This is a genomic window from Lachnospira pectinoschiza, from assembly GCF_900103815.1.
Lineage (GTDB): Bacteria > Bacillota > Clostridia > Lachnospirales > Lachnospiraceae > Lachnospira > Lachnospira pectinoschiza_B.
This window is the reverse complement of sequence record NZ_FNHZ01000001.1, coordinates 1-20,715: the sequence shown is the minus strand read 5'-3', so window position 1 is coordinate 20,715 and position 20,715 is coordinate 1. Positions and strand designations below refer to the sequence as shown.

The window sequence follows — 20,715 nt, the reverse complement described above, 5'->3', positions numbered from 1 at the left end:
AAGTGACAACTATTTTAAAGAGCGAATGCTCTTTAAAACCACCTTAGAGAATGCGGGTAATCTAAGATGAATAGAAAATGTACTTGCTACACATACATCATCTACTAGTTGTATATTAATTATAAAGTCTGACACAATGTCAAGGTCAACGCTTTGGGGGGATTTTTCCTGTATTTAAATTGTATTTTTTATGTATTTATCGATAATTATTTTCTTAGCATTTTCTCTGAAAATGTTTCTTGAGTACTCTTCAGAACAATGTCTTGTAACATAGTCTCTAGCAGCGGAAAGTACGGGAACTCTACTTGTTAGGTTATGAGCGTCGCTAGCCACAAAATCCACCAGGTAATTTTTTATCAATTTTTTTGCACAGCGTCTTGTATTAGTTCTTCCACTTGCAAATAGGGAATCAGCATTTATCTGAATGTATGCTCCCATTTCCCTTAGCTCTTTTATAAGCATTGGCTTTTCTGCAATGCAGGCATATCTTTCCACATGAGCTACAATTGGCTGAAAGCCCGCTAAAAAGCAATCTGTAACTCCTCTTTTTATAGTTTCAAAATCTGTGATAAAGGAAAACTCTAATAAAATGTTTCTAGTAGCGCACATTCTAATTCCCATTAGATCTTTCATTCTATAATCATTTTTACTATCGTCTTCTTTGCCCCATTCATATTCAAACTTTTTTGTCTCGGGATCTTTTACATTTTCCACATCCTCAAAAATATCTGAGCTATAATAGACTTCTCGTCCGAGATATAAAGATAATTCTGGCATCTCCTTTGCCACTTTTCTTTGGAGTGTATTAAAATTTCTTAGGATCAATTCATATGGTGCCTTACCTCTTTTAGGTGAATAATGGGGAGTTATAACAATGTCCCAAATCCCATCTTCTCTAGCAATCTTTAACATCTCCATAGACATTTCTAAATTTCTAGAGCCATCATCCACTCCAAAGAGCATGTGATTATGTATATCAATCATTGTCCAATCATAAGTATATTTTCTAGCAAACAATATTTAATCCTCCAGTATTCTATTCCATTACGCGCCCCTTCATCTCTTTGCATGATAGCACATAATTCAATTTACTACAATTTTATTTTAGAATTTAGGTCATTTTTGTTTTGCTCTTTTTTATGTTTTCGTCTAAAATTAATGATGTGAATATTTATTCATCAAACAAAATACTAACTATAAGAAAGGATGGATTTTATGAAATATAAAATCAGTGATCTTGCAAGACTTATGAATGTGTCCACTAATACCATAAGACGTTATGAGAACATGGGCTATTTCACTTCTGACAGAGATCCTTCTAATAGCTATAGAATGTATGATGAGGAAAGTGTTTTTCAAGCTCTTAATGCTAGACTTCTTAGAAAATATGGCTTTTCCCATGAGGAACTTGCGGCCATGAACACATTTTCAATGGAAGAAAATATTACTGCATACCAAGATAAAATGAAAGAACTAGAAGACACCATCTCCAATTTACAAAATATTCATCATCGTTTAAAGGACGATATTAAACTAATGCAAAAGGCTACTAGCAGTGTGGCGCAGCCATATTTTAAGGACTGTGTGGATCTATATTACAGTCTTTATTCTGAAGGTAGCAAGCTTGCTAAAGATGCAAAACATCAGGAGATTTTAAACAACTTTATCTATGATTATCCCGAAGTTCAAAGAATCTATCTTATGAAAAAAAAGGACATCGATAATAAGAGCTACACTCTTTGTTCTGGTTGGGCCGTTAAGGGCTACTTAGCTGAGAAAGTCAATTTAACTACTAATGAATTTGTTCACTATTATCCAACTACTAAATCAATTATGTGTATGGAAAAGATTTCTACTGATGAATTAAACGAAGGAGATGGCTGTCTAATTTTCCACAAATTGAGCCAAAACATCATGCAGATTATGAAGGATACTAACTCTACACTTAATGGTGACATTATTGGTGTCGCTGTTTCTAAGTGTTTTGAGGATGGAAAGGAGATGCTATACATTTTAATTAGCGCTCCAGTTTCCAGCAAATAGGTCCATATATTTATAGCTTTTAAGGGAAAATGTTTACATTTTCCCTTTTTTTGTAAATACTTTTAGAATATTTTTACTTGCATTATCAACAATGTGGTAGTATTATTGTCTTACAGATGTAGTTTTCATTACTACATGCACAAGTAATTAATAACTACATGTCTAGTAACTACAACAGTCTAGGCATTGCAGAGAGTATATACATCGCTAACAGAGGAGGTATAAATATGGACTACTTAAGACCTATGAACAACAGTACAATTAATCTTGATAATTCAATCTTTAAGAACACTTTCCGTCTTCGTGATACTTACGGCGGCAATTCTGTTTATCGTCACAAGAAGGAGAATCACATCATTAGACTTATTTCTTTTGATAAGTTAAAGGAAAAGGGTAATTTTAGATTAAAGGATCCAGGAAGCGCTATTACTCATTTAATAGCCATGATTATAGCAATTATTGCTATGCCTGCTATGGTTTATCAGGCTTCAACTACTAACAATATTGTCAACGTTATCTCCGTTACAGTATTTATGCTTAGTATGATTGCCCTTTATGCAGCTAGCACAACTTATCATTCTTATGATATTTCTGCTTCTGCTAACAAGATTTTGAAAAAATTGGACCACAGCATGATTCCTGTTTTAATTGCCGGAAGCTACACTCCTATTTGTCTTGTGGCTCTTCACAATACAGTGGGTTATGTAATGCTTTCCATTGTTTGGGGACTTGCCCTTGTAGCTATTGCTTTTAAGCTTTTATGGGTTACTTGTCCAAAATGGGTCTCTTCTGTAATTTATCTAATTATGGGATGGACATGCGTTATGGCCTTTCCTCAGATTTTAGCAGCTGTTCCATTGACTGGTTTTATCTGGCTTTTCGCTGGTGGCGTTATGTATAGCGTAGGTGCAATTATTTATGCATTAAAGCCTGTAAAGTTTGATATGGCTCATCCAAATTTTGGCAGCCATGAGATTTTCCACCTCTTTGTAATGGCCGGAAGTCTTTGCCACTATATTATGATTTTTACTTACGTTGCTACAATGTAGAATTAGTTATAAATAAAAAGCCTATAACCTTTGACTATCGTCTCTGGTTATAGGCTTTATTCTTTAATATTTTTTTATTCTTAAATCTTACATCTCAACATGAACTTTTTCTAACTTCCAAATATCTTTTACATATTCTTCAATTGTTCTATCTGATGAGAACTTTCCTGACTTAGCAGTATTTAGCATTACTGTCTTAGCCCAGCCTGCCTTGTCTTTATATCTCTTATCAATTTCTTCCTGTGCCTTAGCATAAGACTTGAAATCCTTTAAGATAAAGTAAATATCAGCTCTTCTTCCATCCTGGAAATTAAGTAATGAATTGTAAATGTCTCTAAACTCTTCAGGATCATTTTCAGAATACTTTCCATTAATGAGTTCCATAAGAACTTCTCTAACATCCTGATCTTCATTAAAGATTTCCATTGGATCATATCCGCCTTCATTTTCGTACTTAATTACCTCATCTGAGCTAAGTCCGAAAATAACTGCATTTTCTTCGCCAACTTCCTGTACGATTTCTACATTTGCACCATCCATTGTTCCAAGAGTTATAGCACCGTTGAGCATAAACTTCATGTTACCTGTTCCTGAAGCTTCCTTTGATGCAGTTGAAATCTGTTCTGATACATCTGCTGCCGCAAAGATTATCTCACCGTTTGATACTCTGTAGTTTTCAATAAAGACAACCTTTATCTTGCCAGATATTGAAGCATCGTTATTGATTACATTTGCCACATTATTAATAAGCTTAATTGTCTGCTTAGCGATTCTATATCCAGCTGCTGCCTTAGCTCCAAAAATGAATGTTCTTGGCTCCATATCAAAAGTTGGATCACTCTTTAACTTGTTATAAAGGTACATTACATGAAGAATGTTTAATAACTGTCTCTTGTATTCGTGTAATCTCTTAACCTGAACATCAAAGATTGAGTTAGGATCCACATCAATTCCATTGTACTTCTTTATGTACTCTGCAAGTCTTACCTTATTCTTATATTTAATATTCATAAATTCTTGCTGAGCTTTTTTATCATCTACATAAAGTGATAACTTGTCGATCTGCTTAAGGTCTGTTATCCAGCCATCACCAATCTTGTCTGTAATCCATTCTGCAAGAAGTGGGTTACCATGAAGTAAGAATCTTCTCTGTGTGATACCATTTGTCTTATTATTAAATTTCTCTGGCATCATTTCATAGAAGTCCTTTAATTCCTGCTTCTTTAAGATTTCAGTGTGAAGTTTTGCAACGCCATTTACTGAATATCCGGCACAAATTGCTAAGTGAGCCATCTTTACCTGTCCATCATAAATAATGGCCATCTTTCTAATCTTTTCCTGGTCTCCTGGATACTTAGCCTTGATTTCTTCTACAAATCTTCTATTGATTTCCTCAACGATTTGGTAAATTCTAGGTAATAATCTTGAGAAGAGTTCGATTGGCCATTTTTCAAGGGCTTCTGCCATAATTGTATGGTTTGTGTAAGCTACAGTCTTACTTGTAATATCCCATGCCTGATCCCAATCTAATCCATTCTCATCCATAAGTATACGCATAAGTTCTGCAACTGTAACTGTTGGATGTGTATCATTAAGTTGGAATGTAACCTTTTCATATAACTTAGAAACATCACCATTATGCATATTCTTATATCTATCAACTGCTCTTTGAACTGATGCTGATACAAAGAAATATTGCTGCTTTAATCTAAGTTCCTTACCTGCATAATGATTATCATTTGGATAAAGTACCTCAACAATATTCTTTGCGAGGTTTTCTTCTTCAATTGCCTTCTGATAATCGCCCTTATCAAAGGAATTTAAATTGAAAGTTACCACTGGCTCTGCATCCCATATTCTAAGGGAATTAACTGTATTATTACCATATCCTAAAATTGGTAGGTCATAAGGCACTGCTATTACTGAACGATAGTCTTCCTGTACGAAATTCTCACGTCCTGTCTTCTCATCCTTAACTACCTTTACATATCCGCCAAATTTTACTTCGTATCTATACTCTGATCTTTTTATTTCAAATGGATAACCTTCTCTTAACCAGTCATCTGGTGTCTCAATCTGGTAACCATCCTTTATTTCCTGCTTAAACATTCCATATCTATATCTGATACCGCATCCATAAGATGGATATTCAAGTGTAGCTAAAGAATCAAGGAAACATGCTGCAAGTCTACCAAGGCCGCCATTACCAAGAGCTGGATCTGGTTCCTGATCTTCTATCTCATCAACATCAAGTCCAAGTTCATCAAGGGCCTTCTTTATTTCCTTATACTGCATAAGATTAATCATATTATTACCAAGGGCTCTTCCCATTAAGAACTCCATAGACATATAATAAACAACCTTTGGATCTTCCTTGTCATACTGCTTATGTGTTGCAATCCACTTATCCATAATTAAGTCCTTTACTGCATAAGCTACTGACTGAAACCTTTGCTGCTGACTTGCCTCGTCTAATGTTTTTCTGTATAAAGACTTACAATTTCCAACTACGGCTTTTTTAAACTCTTCTTTATCAAATCTAGCTTTATGTATTGCCATAACTCCTCCATTCTGCTAAGTCTATACCTGATCCCCTCCAAGAAATCGTATAACTTACACCCAAAAAATTCTAAAAATATTATACTAAATCAAAACTATTATTGCAATCTATTATATATTTTAAAAATATAACGCAAAAAGAGAAGTATAAGCTTTTACCCTGACTGAGTTAGAATTTATCTTTTCATGCTTTACACTTACTAACTTATTGACCTATCATCATCTTGAACATCTGTTCTAGTTGTGATACAATTATATGCGAAAGGAGTAGCTTTTTATGGAGAATTGTTTTATAGCCATTGATTTAAAATCATTTTATGCATCAGTTGAATGTGTTGAGCGCGGACTAGATCCTCTATCAACACACCTTGTCGTTGCTGATGAATCTAGAACTGAAAAAACCATATGTTTAGCAGTTACTCCTTCACTTAAAGCTTATGGAATTTCTGGTAGAGCTAGACTTTTTGAAGTTGTTGCAGGGGTTAAAGAAATTAATGCTGCAAGAAGAATCAATGCAAAGAATCACCAATTTAATTCCACTTCTACAGATGCTACTATATGTAATTCAGACCCTAATGTAGAAGTTGACTTTATCAGAGCTGTTCCTAGAATGCAATTATACATGGATTATTCCACAAGAATTTATAATATCTACCTTAAGTATATTGCTCCTGAAGACATTCACGTCTATTCAATTGATGAAGTTTTCATAGATGCAAGCCATTATCTTAATACTTACAAGATGACCGCGAAAGAACTAGCCCTACATATGATTAAAGATATTCTTAATGAAACCGGAATCACTGCTACAGCAGGGATTGGCACTAATTTGTATCTTTGTAAAGTTGCTATGGATATCGTTGCTAAACATATGCCTGCTAATGAAGATGGCGTAAGAATTGCTCAGATAGATGAATATAGTTATCGTAAATACTTATGGAATCATAGACCTTTAACAGACTTTTGGAGAGTTGGTAGAGGTTATGCTAAAAAACTAGAGACCCACGGTCTTTACACAATGGGAGATATTGCTCGCTGTTCTATCGGCTCTCCTAATGAATATTACAACGAAGATTTACTTTATGAATTTTTTGGAATTAATGCAGAATTACTTATAGACCACGCTTGGGGATGGGAACCTGTATCAATAGCGGATATTAAAGCCTATAAGCCAAGCACGAATAGCCTTAGCCAAGGACAAGTTCTTCACTGTCCCTATGAATATGATAAGGCAAGAATTGTTGTTTCAGAAATGGCAGATGCACTTAGTCTTGATTTAGTTGACAAAAAGCTAATGACTGACCAAATTGTTTTAACAATAGGCTATGATATTAATAATCTGAATGAACCTAATCGCCTAGCTAATTTTAAGGGTTCAATAAAAGTAGATCATTATGGTAGACGCATTCCTGAACATGCCCATGGAACTGCTAATTTTAATAGTCACACATCATCTTCAAGAGAAATTATTAAATTAGTAGATTCTTTATATGAACGAATTGTAGATAAAAATCTTCTTATAAGAAGAATAACCCTTGTTGCAAATCATGTATTAGCCGAGGATAAAGTTACTAACAACTCGCCTTTACTTGGACAACTTGATTTATTTACTGACTATGACAAACTTGAAAAAGAAACTAAGAAAAAAGAAGAAGAATTAAAGAAAGAAAAGTCTATTCAAAAAGCTCTTCTTGATATTAAAAAGAAATATGGTAATAACGCCATTGTAAAGGGTACTAATTTACAAGAAGGTGCAACAGCCATGGACAGAAATAGACAAATAGGAGGACATAAAGCATGACTTTTAATCAATCAGATAAATATAATGATATTATTAACCTTGAACATCATCAATCAAAGCATCATGCTCATATGTCTATACATGACAGAGCTGCGCAATTTTCACCTTTTGCTGCTCTTACAGGTTATGATTCACAAGTTCAAGAAACAGCGCGTCTAACTGAAGCCTACAAAGAATTAGATAATTATGACTTAGATAAATTAAACATGCAGATTAATCAATTATTATCTTTAGATAATTACAAAAAAGTTTCTGTGACAATTAATTATTTCTCACCAGATAATAAAAAAGAAGGAGGTGAATACCTCCTTCTAACTGGTTTTATAAAAAAAATTGATGCAATCAATAAAGAAATAATCATGGACAATGATCAACATATAAATTTTAAATTTATAACTGATATTCAGATATCGAACAATTCCTGAAATACCTCCCATATATCATTTTCCAAAGTCATTTATATACCATTTATCTATTTGCAATATGTTCATCCACATCTAATAGGAACACATAATAAATCATGCCAAATGTAGGATCATTTACCAGATGTCCAAAATCATCTACAACTTTTTCTGTTCCATCTTTACATTTTATTTTATATCTTATGTAATCTAGATTACCATGATTATCTGACTTGCCTTGTTGAGTATTAATTTCTTTTAAAACCTTCTCATACTCATCTGGATGTACGATTCCTTTAAAGGAATTGCCAATATATTTTCTAAAGTCATTCATATCATCACATTTAAAAAGTTCTACCATGGATTGATTAGCATAAAGGATTTTCTCATCGCCTTTTGCTTCATATACGAAGAAGCCTCCTGGAAGAGATTTTGAAAATTCTTCTAATCCAAACATCAATTGATTCTGATGGGCATTAATAAAGCCTTTTTCGTAAAATGTATATCTTGCCCTTCCTCGATATTTAGCATCATATAAAGCAATATCTGCCTTTTCTAATAATTCTGCAAAATTCTTTCCATGGTCTGGATACATTGTTACACCAACAGAAAATGTAAAAGGTATCATTCTTCCGTTTATCATTCTCGCAGGTTTTTGATCCTCGATAAACTTATCTAATTTTTCCTTAACCTCTTCCTTATCTGTATTAATATAAAAAACTACAAACTCATCGCTATCCATTCGTAAGACTATTCCCTTATCTAGAAAATACTTACTAATCTCATCCGCACTTTCTGTAATTATCTTATCGCTTACCTTATGTCCAAATGTATCCTTTACATTTTTAAACTTATCACACTCAAAAATAATATAGGCACATTTTTCATCAGGATGTTCCTTAATATAATCATTGATTTCTTCTTCTCCGCCTCGTCTATTTAGCAAGCCTGTTATTGCATCTTCTTCAGCTAAAAGATAAAACTCGTCTTTTTCATTATATCCCATAAGAAGCCTCCTATTAAAATTTTCACGATACCACACATATATATTTATTGTAACATATTTTTACATATAAACAAGAGAACATAAACATTTCTAGTACTATAGTATGACGTTTATGAAATATTTGTAAAATAGGGGTAATTTTTGTTGCTAAATAGTTTCCTTAGTGTTAAAATTACAAACTGTTAGAATAGTTATTTATTTAGGAGGTCAAAAAATGAATGGTAAAGAGTTAACTTTAAGAGTTGAAAGAGTTTCAAGCGGTTTAAGCTACTGTGCTTATCTCAATGATAAGAAAGTAATATCTGCTTCAAGCATGGAAGAACTTATTAAGAAGTTAAACAATGATTGCACAGATATTTACAGCACATTTAGCATGATCTAATTAATATAGAAGATAAATATAAATGCCTAGACATTTTTTATGTCTAGGCATTTTGATTACATAGTTAATAAATATGAAATTAAAGGTAAAGTAATAATACTTACAAGTGTTGTAAATACCACTGCTCCTGATGCATATTCTTCATTATGTCCATATTTAACGCTAAAGGCTGAGGTAATTGCTGCTGTTGGACAAGAAATTAAGATAACGCATACATTTGCAACAATACCAGTTATTCCTGTTAATTTTACAATAGCAAAACATATTGTTGGTATTACTAACATTCTTACTAAGATTGTAAAATATATGTCTTTATTTTTCAAAAGCTTAAGGATGTTGCTATCTGCAATAAGCATACCTGTAATAATCATTGATAACGGTGTATTCATATCTCCCACCTGACCTAGCGGCTGTGATATTACTAGTGGCACCTGTATCTGAGTTAAATAAAAGAACAATCCAATAATTACTGCATATAATACTGGTGTTCTTATAATGCTTTTTGCAATAGACTTTGCACTTATGGCTCTACTCATAATACCTACACCGATTGTCCATAAGAACATGTTAAACATAGTTACAAAGACGCTGGCATATAAAAGTCCTTCTGCTCCAAACATTGCAGTAATAAGTGGAAAGCCCATGTATGCGCAGTTGGAAAAACCTATGGCAAACTGCATTACTCTTCTATCCTTAGATGGATACTTTAGAGTTACTAAAAATGCAATAACCACACTTACTGCTAAAACTAAGGTGCTAAGTCCTAAAGTCTTTACAAGATTTGGCAAAATGTCTGGATTGAATTCTTGTAAATAAGAATCCACAACCATACATGGCACAATAATATATAATAAAAGATTGGAAAACCATTGCTTTCCTTCTGGCTTTATTATGTTTAACTTTCTAGATAAGAAGCCAATGAAAATCAAAATAAATAAAACAAATACCTGTTGAAATGTTATATACGCTAAATCCATTTTTAAATCCCTTTCAATAACTAAATCTATGTGATTTTAGCACAGTATCTTGCTAAATTTCAATAGTATAAGCCATCTCATTTTATATATGATTCTTTGGATAACTTTTAGAAATTTTTTATTATAATATAGCAAAAGTATATTTTAAATTGACAATTCTTTATATTTGTGGTAAATTGTACTCAATCGATTCAGTATGTAACTTTAAGTAGGCATTAACTGTACAATAACACCGGAGGTGTATTGTTAGTTAATGTTTTTTATTGTCTATTTTTTATCAAAGCTTAGATTCCCCCTAAAAGAACATTAAAACTTAATCTACACCTCACAAAGCAAAGATACATTTTGTATTGGCTAAATTTAAGGAGGTTTACATGAAAGGTAAAATTTTTGGTGTTTTACAGAGAATCGGTCGAAGCTTTATGCTTCCAATCGCGGTTCTACCAGTAGCTGGTCTACTACTTGGACTTGGTAGTTCATTTACTAATGAAACTACTATTGCAACTTATCACTTAGAAGCTATTTTAGGACAGGGTACTATTCTAAATGGCTTGCTTACAGTTATGAACGCAGTAGCTAATACTATTTTTGACAACTTGCCACTGATATTCGCAGTTGGTGTTGCCATTGGTATGGCTAAAAAAGAAAAAGAGGTTGCTGCTCTTTCTGCAACAATCGCTTACTTCGTAATGCACTCAGCAATTAGTGCTATGATTACACTTACAAATTATGAAGAGTCAGCTCTTGACGGTACTATTGCAAGTGTTTGTGGTATTACAACTCTTCAGATGGGTGTTTTTGGTGGTATCATCGTTGGTTTAGGTGTTGCTGCCCTACATAATAAGTTCCACAAGATTGAACTTCCAAATGCGATTTCATTCTTTGCTGGTTCTAGATTCGTTCCAATTATCTCTACATTAGTTTACACATTTGTTGGTATTTTAATGTTCTTTATCTGGCCATTCGTTCAGAACGGCATTTATGCATTAGGTGGCCTTGTAACAGGTAGTGGTTATGTAGGAACTTTAATCTTTGGTTTAATTAAGCGTGCATTAATTCCTTTCGGTCTTCATCACGTTTTCTATATGCCATTCTGGCAGACAGCCGTTGGTGGTACAGCTACAGTAGCTGGTCAGTTAGTAGAAGGTGGTCAGAACATTTTCTTTGCTCAGCTTGCTGATTCTGCTAACATTGCACACTTTAGTGCTGATGCAACAAGATATTTCTCAGGTGAGTTTATCTTCATGATCTTTGGTCTTCCTGGTGCTGCTCTTGCTATGTATAGAACAGCTAGACCAGAAAAGAAGAAGGCTGTTGGTGGTCTTTTACTTTCAGCTGCCCTTGCTTCAATGTTTACAGGTATTACAGAACCTATTGAGTTCTCATTCCTTTTCGTAGCTCCAGTGCTTTTCGGCGTTCAGGTAATCTTAGCTGGTTCTGCTTACATGATTGCTCATATGCTTAATATTGCAGTTGGACTTACATTCTCAGGTGGATTTATTGACCTCTTCCTATTTGGTATCCTTCAGGGTAACGCAAAGACAAGCTGGTTATTAATCATTCCTGTTGGTATTATTTACTTCTTCCTTTACTACTTTATCTTTAGCTTCCTTATTAAGAAGTTAAACTTAAAGACTCCAGGTAGAGAAGATGATTCAGAAGAAACAAAGCTCTATACTAAGGCTGATTACAAGGCTAAGCAGGCTGGTGAAAATGGTGAAACTAGCGCCTTATCAGCAGCTGATGAATTAAGTGATCAGATTATGAAGGGGCTTGGCGGTAAGAAGAACATCTCTGATGTAGACTGCTGTGCTACAAGACTTCGTTGTACAGTTAATAAGCCAGAACTTGTTAACAAGGCTTTACTTAAGAGCACTGGTGCTTCTGGTGTTGTAACAAATGGACAGGGTGTTCAGATTATTTATGGACCTCGTGTTACAGTTATTAAATCAAATTTAGAAGATTATCTAGAAAAAGCTCCAAATGAGGAGTATATTAATAGTAACCCTATTGAGACTGAAAAGGATAATTCTAATGCAGCTTCTGATGATAATACATCTAAGAAGCCAAGTAAAACTGTTACTATCTACAGCCCTATGGACGGAAATGCTGATGATTTAGCAACTGCTCCAGATGAAGCTTTTGCTGGCAGAATGATGGGTGATGGTGCAGTGGTTACTCCAAGCACTGGATATGTATATGCTCCAGCAGATGGTGAAATCGGTTTTGTATTTGATACAAAGCATGCCATCGGTTTTGTAACTGAAGATGATATTAACTTACTTATTCATGTTGGTATCGACACAGTTAAGTTAGCTGGTCAGGGCTTTGAAGTATTAGTTACAGATGGTCAGAAGGTAAAGAAGGGTGAGCCATTAATGAAGCTTGACCTTGATTTCTTAAGCAAGAACGCACCTTCTGTTACATCTCCTATTATCGTTTCAGATATGGATGAAGATTCTATGAAAATTCATCTCCTTAAGTCAGGTGAAATAAAAGCAGGAGACCCATTATTTGAAGTAGAAATCTTTGAATAAGAACAAATACGGATATGTACAAGGTAAAGAAAGTATTAAATCATAATACGGTAATTGCCGTTAACACAGATGAATTAAATGAATATTTGATTCTTGGCAAAGGGATTGGCTTCGGTAAGAAGCCAACCCAAGAAATTGCCATCAGCTCGGAAGAAAGAATATTTTCTCTATCAGAGACTACAGAACGAGGCAATATAAAGGAGTTCGTTAAAAATGTATCTCCTATCTACATAGAAATGGCCGATAAAGTTCTTTGTGTTGCAGATGAGAAATTTGATAATGTTGATCATAACATTATCTTTCCTATGGCAGACCATTTAGAGTTTGCTGTTAAAAGAATAGAAAAGGGCGAGGAAATCTCTAATCCACTTATAGATGATATTAAAATCTTATTCCACAGTGAGTATAAGATTGCAGAAACAATTCGCCCACTTTTAAAGGAACAATTTAATATTGAAATTAGTGATGATGAAATCGGCTATGTTGCACTTCATGTACATTCAGCCATTTCAAACGATATGATTTCTCAGTCAATGGAAATTGCAAGAGCTGTTAGAGAATGTGTCACAATGATTGAAAATGTTACTAAGACCACCATTCGTGTTGACTCCCTATCCTATAACCGTCTAATGAATCACATTAGATATATGGTAGCAAGAGTTCAACACAATGAGCCTCTTAAGCTTAACATGAATGACTACATTCTCAATACTTTCCCACAATCCTTTGGCATAGCTGCTACAGTTTGCGAAGAATTAGGAAATAGCCTTGGTACTAAACTAGATGATATCGAAATAGGTTATCTTGCAATGCATATTGAAAGAGTAAAGACTGATATAGAGCAAGATAGCTAATTAAATTTTTAAAAAAAGAAATCGGGAAATGAAATATTTCATTTCCCGATTTTATTATGTCAAAATTTAGTCATATCTAAATTTAGTCAATATTCTATAGACAACTTAGCTTTTATCTTCTTTCAACGCCAAGGCTAACCTTTTCTCCGTTGATATCCCAGTCCTTTGTTGAACCAGCAAGACAATCTGTCTTAATTTCTTCTACTAAGCAAACGCCCTTAACCTGATCTGCATTCTTAGTTACAAGAGCTGCTACCTTATCATTACCTGAAATGTAAAGTGTAATCTTATCCATAACTTCAAATCCAGCATCCTTACGCATTGTCTGAACCTTAGAGATTACTTCACGTACGAAGCCTTCCTCTAATAATTCTTCTGTAAGGTTTGTATCAAGTACTACTGTAACGCCCTTATCAGAGTTAGCTACATAGCCTTCCATCTGAGTCATCTCAATAAGAAGGTCTTCCTTAGCAAGATCAATTTCCTGATCTGCAACTGTAAGCTTTAATACTCCAGTGCTGTTAAGTTCGTCCATAGCCTTATTGCCATCAAGTTCTGTAAGAGCAGTTCTGATGCCGTTAAGAATCTTACCATACTTTGGTCCAAGTGTCTTAAGCTGTGGCTTAAATGAATAACTTGTAAAGTCTCTTACATCATCCTTGTATTCTACAGTCTTAACATTTAACTCATCTGCAATGATTGCTGTATAGAAATCATCTAACTTCCAATCTGCCTTGATAAACATCTTGCCAATTGGCTGACGGTTCTTGATATTAGTTGTGTTACGGCAAGCACGACCAATAACTACTGCATCAAGTACGTCTTCCATTGTCTCTTCAAGCTTCTTATCTACAAACTTCTCATTAGCTACTGGGAAGTCGCAAAGGTGAATTGACTCTGGAGCTGTCTTATCAATGCTTCTTACTAAGTTCTGATAGATGTTCTCTGTCATGAATGGAACCATAGGTGCTGAAATCTTAGCAAGTGTTACAAGTGTTGTATAAAGAGTCATATAAGCATTAATCTTATCCTGCTCCATACCCTTAGCCCAGAATCTCTCACGGCTACGTCTTACATACCAGTTAGATAACTCATCAACGAAGTCTTCTAAGGCTCTAGCTGTTTCTGTAATCTTGTAGTTAGCTAAGTTCTCATCAACTAATGTTACAAGTGAGTTAAGCTTTGATAATACCCACTTATCCATTACTGATAACTTATCATAATCAAGTGTGTACTTTGTAGCATCGAAGTTATCGATGTTAGCGTAAAGTACGAAGAATGCATATGTATTCCAGAATGTACCCATGAACTTTCTCTGGCCTTCTGAAACCCATTCATCCTTAAATCTATTAGGAATCCATGGTGCTGAGTTCTCATAGAAATACCATCTAATAGCATCAGCGCCGTGTTTCTGTAATGCATCGAAAGGATCAACTGCGTTACCCTTTGACTTACTCATCTTCTGTCCATCAGCATCCTGAACGTGACCAAGTACGATTACGTTCTCGTATGGTGCCTTGTTAAAGAGAAGTGTTGAAATAGCAAGAAGTGAATAGAACCAACCTCTTGTCTGATCTACAGCTTCTGAAATGAACTTAGCTGGGAACTGCTTCTCAAATAAGTCCTTATTCTCAAATGGATAGTGATGCTGTGCAAATGGCATTGAACCTGAATCAAACCAGCAGTCAATAACTTCTGGGACTCTGTGCATCTCTTTACCAGTCTTAGGTGACTTAATAACAACCTGATCGATATATGGTCTATGAAGTTCAACCTTAGCATCCTCTGGGTTACCAGAAAGTTTAGCAAGTTCTTCTCTGCTGCCAATACAGATTCTTTCTGTACCATCTTCTGTCTCCCAAACTGGAAGTGGTGTACCCCAATATCTGTTACGTGAAATACCCCAATCCTGTACATTTTCAAGCCAAGCACCAAATCTACCTGAACCGATTGTCTCAGGGATCCAGTTGATTGTCTTGTTGTTAGCAATTAAGTTAGCCTTAACTTCAGGATCAGACATCTTTACAAACCAGCTTTCTCTAGCATAGTAGATAAGTGGTGTATCACATCTCCAGCAGTGTGGATATTCATGCTCAAACTTAGGTGCGTCAAATAACTTACCTTCAGCATCTAAGTCCTTAAGTACTAATGGATCAGCCTTCTTAACAAATGTACCAGCATATGGAGTTTCCTTTGTTAATTCACCCTTACCATCAACGAACTGTACGAATGGAAGGTCATACTTACGACCAACCTTAGCATCGTCTTCACCGAATGCAGGAGCGATATGTACAATACCTGTACCATCTGACATTGTTACATATGAATCACATGTAACAAAGAAGCCCTTCTTATTCTGCTTAGCAGCTAATTCGCCAGCACAAGCAAATAATGGCTCATATTCCTTATGTTCAAGGTCACTACCCTTATATTCTTCAAGGATCTCGTAGTCAAAGCCTTCGCCTGAACCCTTTGCTACAAAGTTACCCTTCTCATTCTTCTCAAGTGCTTCGCCCTTTACTGTCTTTCCTTCCTTAACTGATAAACCAGAAAGAACTGAATCAAGTAAAGCCTTAGCCATATAATAAACCTTATCTTCAGCTGTTCTTACCTTAACGTAAACCTCATCTGGGTTAACACATAAAGCTACGTTACTTGGAAGTGTCCAAGGTGTTGTTGTCCATGCAAGGAAGTAAGCATCTTCACCAACGCACTTAAATCTTACAACTGCTGAACGCTCTTTAACTGTCTTATAACCTTGGGCAACCTCGTGTGATGAAAGAGGTGTACCACATCTAGGACAGTAAGGAACAATCTTAAAGCCCTTGTATAATAAGCCCTTTTCCCAGATTGTCTTAAGAGCCCACCATTCTGACTCGATGAAATCATCATCGTATGTTACATATGGATTATCCATATCAGCCCAGAAACCTACAGTAGATGAGAAATCTTCCCACATACCCTTGTACTTCCAAACTGAATCCTTACAATGCTTAATAAATGGCTCAAGACCGTATTCTTCGATCTGTTCCTTGCCATCAAGACCAAGCATCTTCTCAACTTCAAGCTCTACAGGAAGACCATGTGTATCCCAACCAGCCTTACGTGGAACCTGATAGCCCTTCATTGTTCTATATCTTGGAATCATATCCTTAATTACTCTTGTAAGCACATGTCCAATATGTGGCTTACCATTAGCTGTAGGAGGTCCATCATAGAATGTGTATGTTTCTCCTTCCTTACGGCTATCAATACTCTTTTGGAAAATGTTATTGTCCTTCCAGAATTTCTCAACTTCTTTTTCTCTTGCGACGAAATTCATATCTGATGATACTTTCTCGTAAACCATAATTCTCTTCCTTTCTTTGCTTTATTACAACAAAAGCCCCACTGCCGTAAACGGCAATGGGGCGAAAATTCACTCATTACTAACCAATTACGACATACCAGCATATGCGTCCCTAGATTTCTCTTAACGATGGGATTACCGTCCTTGCTTACTCTAAGAAATTCTTATTTCTGCTTGGCTGCTCGGAAGTGATGTTCAATTAAGTTCTACTAGTACCGGCTCACACCAACCCGGCTCGCTCTTAGCTTCAAACAAAATCTACTGTCTTCGTCTACGCATTTTAATTAATTGTAGTTAAAATATATAAAAAAGTCAAGACGACTTTTTGTTATTAAAAATTCGAGGCAAAAATATAATAAAATCTAGTACACTCTCACTAGGCAACCTCTGACTTTTCATCTAGCTCAAAAGAGGACTTTTCTGGCAATACTTTCTCAAATGCCTCATAAATTTTTTGTCTATGAATAAGAAAATCTTCTTCGCTCTCCTCAGAGGAATCATTAAGAAGGAAAATCTTCTCTTTCTTATTTACAACAATATCCACTAAAGTATCAATATCCCAGTTAACATCTGTGTAAAAGCCAAGCTCTCCCACATTAATAGGATTAAAATCACCCTTGGCAAATCTCCAATAACGCATCATCCAATGACTAAAGTCATAAGCAGTTCTAAACCTGTTGTGACACATTTTATCAAGAAGCTCGCCTTCCTTTTCCCAAATCTCTTCAAAAGTAGACTTTTTATGGGCCAAAGCTAAGTGCTGATTCTCAAAACTTGAATATCTCTTAGTTAGTCTATTAACCGCATTCGTTATATTCTCCTTTAATGGATAATTAGGATTTATCCATTTTGAAAATGGCTTGTGGCCGTAAAAGTGCTTATTAATTAAGCTCATGTTATTAAAGACGGTATAGTAAATCTGATGTCCGTAGACGTAATTTACCATGGTTCTTGAAAAGAGACTGTCACAAACCTTATCGTTTTTAAAAAACATCTCTTCCTTAATCTCATCAATAACATACATGTCATCGTTAAAGAGCACGAAATTCTCTGATAAGTCCTTAATCCTATGTAGGTTTAGCTCAATAACGTTGGAATTATAGGTGGGCAAATATTCCTCTGGAATAAAGTCCCTGTGATTAACGATTCTAAGTCTCTCATTCTTAGTGTTAAGAAACTTTGGCAAATGTCCCCAAGTAATAAAAAATACCTTATTAATCCAGGGCATATTCTTTTCGATTCCTCTAAAGAAGAATTCTAATAAATCATAATCTCTAAAACAAGAAGATGGATTTATCTGTTTGTCTTTATCCGAGAGTTTATACTGGCTTCTTTCCTTTTGCCATTCCTTATCTGCACCGTCAACCCATAATACTACTGCATCAATTTTTTTGTTTTCCATAATTTTCTAGCCTTCTTAAAATGTCCATTGTTATAAAGTGGAGCTTTAAAATCCACGTACTGCGCTTATTTTAAGCTAAAGCAAGTTTTATTGCAAATATTGTATATTTAATTTTAGATTTTATTGGGTTACCTTTTGACTTAAGCATATGTCGCATTTTTTCAAAACACTTGCCCTTATAAAATTTCTTAGCACCCTTATCTAAATCTGACCAAACTTCATGTATATTGAAAAGGTAAACTTTCTCCGCTAGTGCTTGTAATTCATCAATCTTATTAGCTTTATAATAGGCAATATGCTTCTCTAGCCAGAACATTCTTTGTTCCTGTTCTTCTATACTAAAATTTCTCTTAGAAGTCATTATGCTTCCTGGTCTATCTCTATACATATAAAGAGCTTTACTAGTCCAGGCTATTTTCTTGGCTTCAAACATATATTCACGCATTATATATGCATCTTCTGCTATTTTTATATCCGTAAATGGATGCTTTTTTATAATGTCTTTTTTATACAATTTATTCCATACAACACAAAAGACACCCATGTCATTATAAAGCCTCTTCATTATTCCCCAAGAATCAGTTACAAAGTTGTATTCAGTAGCTTCTTTAGGATAAACAAAATTAGTTGTTCCTGGTACATTTCTATAGAAACGACAACCAGCAATATCTGAGTCTGTTTCTTTTAGTAGCTTATATAGTTCTTCAATAAATGTCTCTTTTATACAATCATCACTATCAATAAAAGCAAAATATTCTCCTGTTGCTACTTCTACTCCTGCATTTCTTGCCTTACCTATTCCGCCATTTTCTTTATGAATTACTTTTATTCTAGTATCTTTCTTACTAAAATCATCACATATTTTAGAACTATTATCAGTTGAACCATCATCAACTAGTATTATCTCTAAATTCTTATAGGTCTGATTTATAATGCTAATCACGCACTCCTCTAAATAATCTGCAACATTATAAACTGGCACTATTACTGATATAGTTTCTTTTTCCATTTTTACCTCTTACTATAAACACATTCTTAAAATCTTACTTATATCCTCTTTTGTTAAAGGCACGAAAGCATTAGATAAATCGTTATACTTAATAGTATCCTCTGCCATTAAATCAATCTTAGAATCATCGATTCCGATTTCTGTAAGTGTCATTGGAATACCGCATGCCTTAAAGAACATCTCTGTTCTATCGATGGCCTCATTAGCAATGATGCTTAACTCGCCCTTTGAAAGGCCGTCAATACTATCAAGCTCGCCTCTGATGTTCCATACATTATGACCGTACTGTGCAAACTTAAGTACAGTATCCTTATTTAAAATGTATCTCATCCATCTAGGTGTAACAATGGCAAGGCCTACACCATGAGTTATATCATAATACGCACTGAGCTCATGTTCAATAGGGTGACATGTCCAAGCTCCACCTGTACCACAAGACATAAGTGAATTAAGAGCTGTAGTTGATGCCCACATTAAGTTAGCTCTAGCCTCGTAGTTGTCTGGTTCCTGGAGAGCTACAGGACAGTACTTAATACATGTCTTTAAGATTGACTCACAGAAAGACTGTGTAAGATAAGCGCCTGTATCCTTTCTAAAATACTGCTCGAAGGTATGGGACATAATATCTGCTGTACCAGCTGCTGTCTGAATTGCTGGAAGTGAGAAAAGATATGTTGGGTCACAAATTGCAGCTCTTGGTATAAATTCCTTAGAGCTTGTACCAAGCTTCTCATTTGTTTCCATATTGGAAACGACTGCATTTTTATTACACTCAGAACCAGTTGCGGCAATTGTAAGAATTGCAATAACTGGTAAAACCTTACCAATTTTATTGCTATCAAGAACCATATCCCATGGGTCTCCGTCATAGTAAGCACCTGCTGCCACTACCTTAGAGGTATCAATAACTGAACCGCCACCGATGGCAACTACAATATCGATATCATTTTCCTTACAAAGCTTAGCACCTTCTCTAATCTTCTCAATCTTAGGGTTAGGTTCGATTCCATTAAGTTCGCAAACCTTGCAGCCCTGTAAAGCTTCCATAGCATCATTATAAATGCCATTCTTCTTGATACTTCCACCACCATAAACTAAAAGTACGTTTGGTTTATCTAGTTCCTTAATTTCACCTAACTGGCCAAGTGCCTGTCTATTATACTTAGCCACCAATTCCTTTAGGCTCTTAATCTGGCCCTTGCCAAATCTAACATCAGTACGAACGTAGTAATTAAAATCTAACATACTAACCCGTTACTGAAAACTTATAAAAAGTTATATACTTTATGTTTCATTCCTACTTCAGCGAGTATGCTTTTGATGGTATAAATACCTATCTACTCACA

The 20,715-nt window shown here is 34.9% G+C and carries 15 protein-coding genes; 7 read left to right on the top strand and 8 right to left on the bottom strand.

What is annotated here, in order from left to right; all coding sequences use genetic code 11:
- Positions 1–174: 174 nt before the first annotated feature.
- Positions 175–1,017 carry a CpsB/CapC family capsule biosynthesis tyrosine phosphatase gene (locus tag BLQ66_RS00070; protein ID WP_074520354.1) on the bottom strand — a complete coding sequence of 281 codons (843 nt, stop codon included), beginning with the start codon at positions 1,015–1,017 and terminating at the stop codon, positions 175–177.
- Between the two features lie 198 nt (positions 1,018–1,215).
- Here BLQ66_RS00070 and BLQ66_RS00065 point away from each other — a divergent pair, with 198 nt between their 5' ends.
- Both BLQ66_RS00065 and trhA read left to right on the top strand, forming a co-directional pair.
- Complete coding sequence (locus BLQ66_RS00065) at positions 1,216–2,043, top strand: MerR family transcriptional regulator (RefSeq protein ID WP_074520353.1); 828 nt, start codon at positions 1,216–1,218, stop codon at positions 2,041–2,043.
- Between the two features lie 227 nt (positions 2,044–2,270).
- On the top strand, positions 2,271–3,092 hold the full coding sequence (trhA, locus tag BLQ66_RS00060; protein WP_242869292.1) for a PAQR family membrane homeostasis protein TrhA: 822 nt from the start codon (positions 2,271–2,273) through the stop codon (positions 3,090–3,092).
- 87 nt (positions 3,093–3,179) lie between these two features.
- Here trhA and BLQ66_RS00055 read toward each other — a convergent pair whose 3' ends face one another.
- Positions 3,180–5,651, bottom strand: coding sequence for a glycogen/starch/alpha-glucan phosphorylase (locus BLQ66_RS00055; protein ID WP_180364666.1), 2,472 nt, complete (start codon positions 5,649–5,651; stop codon positions 3,180–3,182).
- A 277-nt stretch (positions 5,652–5,928) separates the two neighbouring features.
- On the opposite strand from BLQ66_RS00055, the gene BLQ66_RS00050 reads away from it, so the two are divergent.
- Entirely contained in the window at positions 5,929–7,452 is a 1,524-nt protein-coding gene (locus BLQ66_RS00050) for a Y-family DNA polymerase (RefSeq protein WP_074520352.1), read from the top strand.
- A complete protein-coding gene (locus tag BLQ66_RS00045; RefSeq protein WP_074520351.1) occupies positions 7,449–7,877 on the top strand; it encodes a YolD-like family protein in 429 nt (142 codons plus the stop codon). The genes BLQ66_RS00050 and BLQ66_RS00045 overlap by 4 nt, the downstream gene beginning before the upstream one ends.
- 43 nt (positions 7,878–7,920) lie before the next feature.
- Here BLQ66_RS00045 and BLQ66_RS00040 read toward each other — a convergent pair whose 3' ends face one another.
- Positions 7,921–8,859, bottom strand: a complete 939-nt coding sequence (locus BLQ66_RS00040) for a diguanylate cyclase domain-containing protein (protein WP_074520350.1) — start codon at positions 8,857–8,859, stop codon at positions 7,921–7,923.
- A 214-nt stretch (positions 8,860–9,073) separates the two neighbouring features.
- Here BLQ66_RS00040 and BLQ66_RS11920 point away from each other — a divergent pair, with 214 nt between their 5' ends.
- Positions 9,074–9,241 (top strand): hypothetical protein, encoded by a 168-nt coding sequence (locus BLQ66_RS11920; RefSeq protein ID WP_180364665.1) that lies wholly within the window; start codon positions 9,074–9,076, stop codon positions 9,239–9,241.
- Between the two features lie 56 nt (positions 9,242–9,297).
- Here BLQ66_RS11920 and BLQ66_RS00035 read toward each other — a convergent pair whose 3' ends face one another.
- Positions 9,298–10,218, bottom strand: a complete 921-nt coding sequence (locus tag BLQ66_RS00035) for an AEC family transporter (RefSeq protein ID WP_027431437.1) — start codon at positions 10,216–10,218, stop codon at positions 9,298–9,300.
- A gap of 374 nt (positions 10,219–10,592) precedes the next feature.
- On the opposite strand from BLQ66_RS00035, the gene BLQ66_RS00030 reads away from it, so the two are divergent.
- Positions 10,593–12,755 carry a PTS sugar transporter subunit IIABC gene (locus BLQ66_RS00030; protein WP_074520349.1) on the top strand — a complete coding sequence of 721 codons (2,163 nt, stop codon included), beginning with the start codon at positions 10,593–10,595 and terminating at the stop codon, positions 12,753–12,755.
- Between the two features lie 14 nt (positions 12,756–12,769).
- Positions 12,770–13,609 (top strand): PRD domain-containing protein, encoded by an 840-nt coding sequence (locus BLQ66_RS00025; RefSeq protein WP_074520348.1) that lies wholly within the window; start codon positions 12,770–12,772, stop codon positions 13,607–13,609.
- A 112-nt stretch (positions 13,610–13,721) separates the two neighbouring features.
- Here BLQ66_RS00025 and ileS read toward each other — a convergent pair whose 3' ends face one another.
- From ileS to BLQ66_RS00005, 4 genes are all read right to left on the bottom strand, one after another.
- Positions 13,722–16,958 carry an isoleucine--tRNA ligase gene (gene ileS / locus BLQ66_RS00020; protein WP_074520347.1) on the bottom strand — a complete coding sequence of 1,079 codons (3,237 nt, stop codon included), beginning with the start codon at positions 16,956–16,958 and terminating at the stop codon, positions 13,722–13,724.
- 376 nt (positions 16,959–17,334) lie between these two features.
- A complete protein-coding gene (locus BLQ66_RS00015; RefSeq protein ID WP_074520346.1) occupies positions 17,335–18,360 on the bottom strand; it encodes a Stealth CR1 domain-containing protein in 1,026 nt (341 codons plus the stop codon).
- 70 nt (positions 18,361–18,430) lie between these two features.
- Positions 18,431–19,369 carry a glycosyltransferase family 2 protein gene (locus tag BLQ66_RS00010; RefSeq protein WP_074520345.1) on the bottom strand — a complete coding sequence of 313 codons (939 nt, stop codon included), beginning with the start codon at positions 19,367–19,369 and terminating at the stop codon, positions 18,431–18,433.
- Positions 19,370–19,381: 12 nt separating this feature from the next.
- Positions 19,382–20,614 (bottom strand): iron-containing alcohol dehydrogenase, encoded by a 1,233-nt coding sequence (locus BLQ66_RS00005; protein ID WP_074520344.1) that lies wholly within the window; start codon positions 20,612–20,614, stop codon positions 19,382–19,384.
- Between the last annotated feature and the right edge of the window lie 101 nt (positions 20,615–20,715).

Bases quoted from the DNA above. Each gene is read 5' to 3' on its own strand.
- BLQ66_RS00065 (WP_074520353.1), top strand. From the start codon at position 1,216: ATGAAATATAAAATCAGTGATCTTGCAAGACTTATGAATGTGTCCACT.
- trhA (WP_242869292.1), top strand. From the start codon at position 2,271: ATGGACTACTTAAGACCTATGAACAACAGTACAATTAATCTTGATAAT.
- BLQ66_RS00055 (WP_180364666.1), bottom strand. From the start codon at position 5,651: ATGGCAATACATAAAGCTAGATTTGATAAAGAAGAGTTTAAAAAAGCC.
- BLQ66_RS00050 (WP_074520352.1), top strand. From the start codon at position 5,929: ATGGAGAATTGTTTTATAGCCATTGATTTAAAATCATTTTATGCATCA.
- BLQ66_RS00045 (WP_074520351.1), top strand. From the start codon at position 7,449: ATGACTTTTAATCAATCAGATAAATATAATGATATTATTAACCTTGAA.
- BLQ66_RS00040 (WP_074520350.1), bottom strand. From the start codon at position 8,859: ATGGGATATAATGAAAAAGACGAGTTTTATCTTTTAGCTGAAGAAGAT.
- BLQ66_RS11920 (WP_180364665.1), top strand. From the start codon at position 9,074: ATGAATGGTAAAGAGTTAACTTTAAGAGTTGAAAGAGTTTCAAGCGGT.
- BLQ66_RS00035 (WP_027431437.1), bottom strand. From the start codon at position 10,218: ATGGATTTAGCGTATATAACATTTCAACAGGTATTTGTTTTATTTATT.
- BLQ66_RS00030 (WP_074520349.1), top strand. From the start codon at position 10,593: ATGAAAGGTAAAATTTTTGGTGTTTTACAGAGAATCGGTCGAAGCTTT.
- BLQ66_RS00025 (WP_074520348.1), top strand. From the start codon at position 12,770: ATGTACAAGGTAAAGAAAGTATTAAATCATAATACGGTAATTGCCGTT.
- ileS (WP_074520347.1), bottom strand. From the start codon at position 16,958: ATGGTTTACGAGAAAGTATCATCAGATATGAATTTCGTCGCAAGAGAA.
- BLQ66_RS00015 (WP_074520346.1), bottom strand. From the start codon at position 18,360: ATGGAAAACAAAAAAATTGATGCAGTAGTATTATGGGTTGACGGTGCA.
- BLQ66_RS00010 (WP_074520345.1), bottom strand. From the start codon at position 19,369: ATGGAAAAAGAAACTATATCAGTAATAGTGCCAGTTTATAATGTTGCA.
- BLQ66_RS00005 (WP_074520344.1), bottom strand. From the start codon at position 20,614: ATGTTAGATTTTAATTACTACGTTCGTACTGATGTTAGATTTGGCAAG.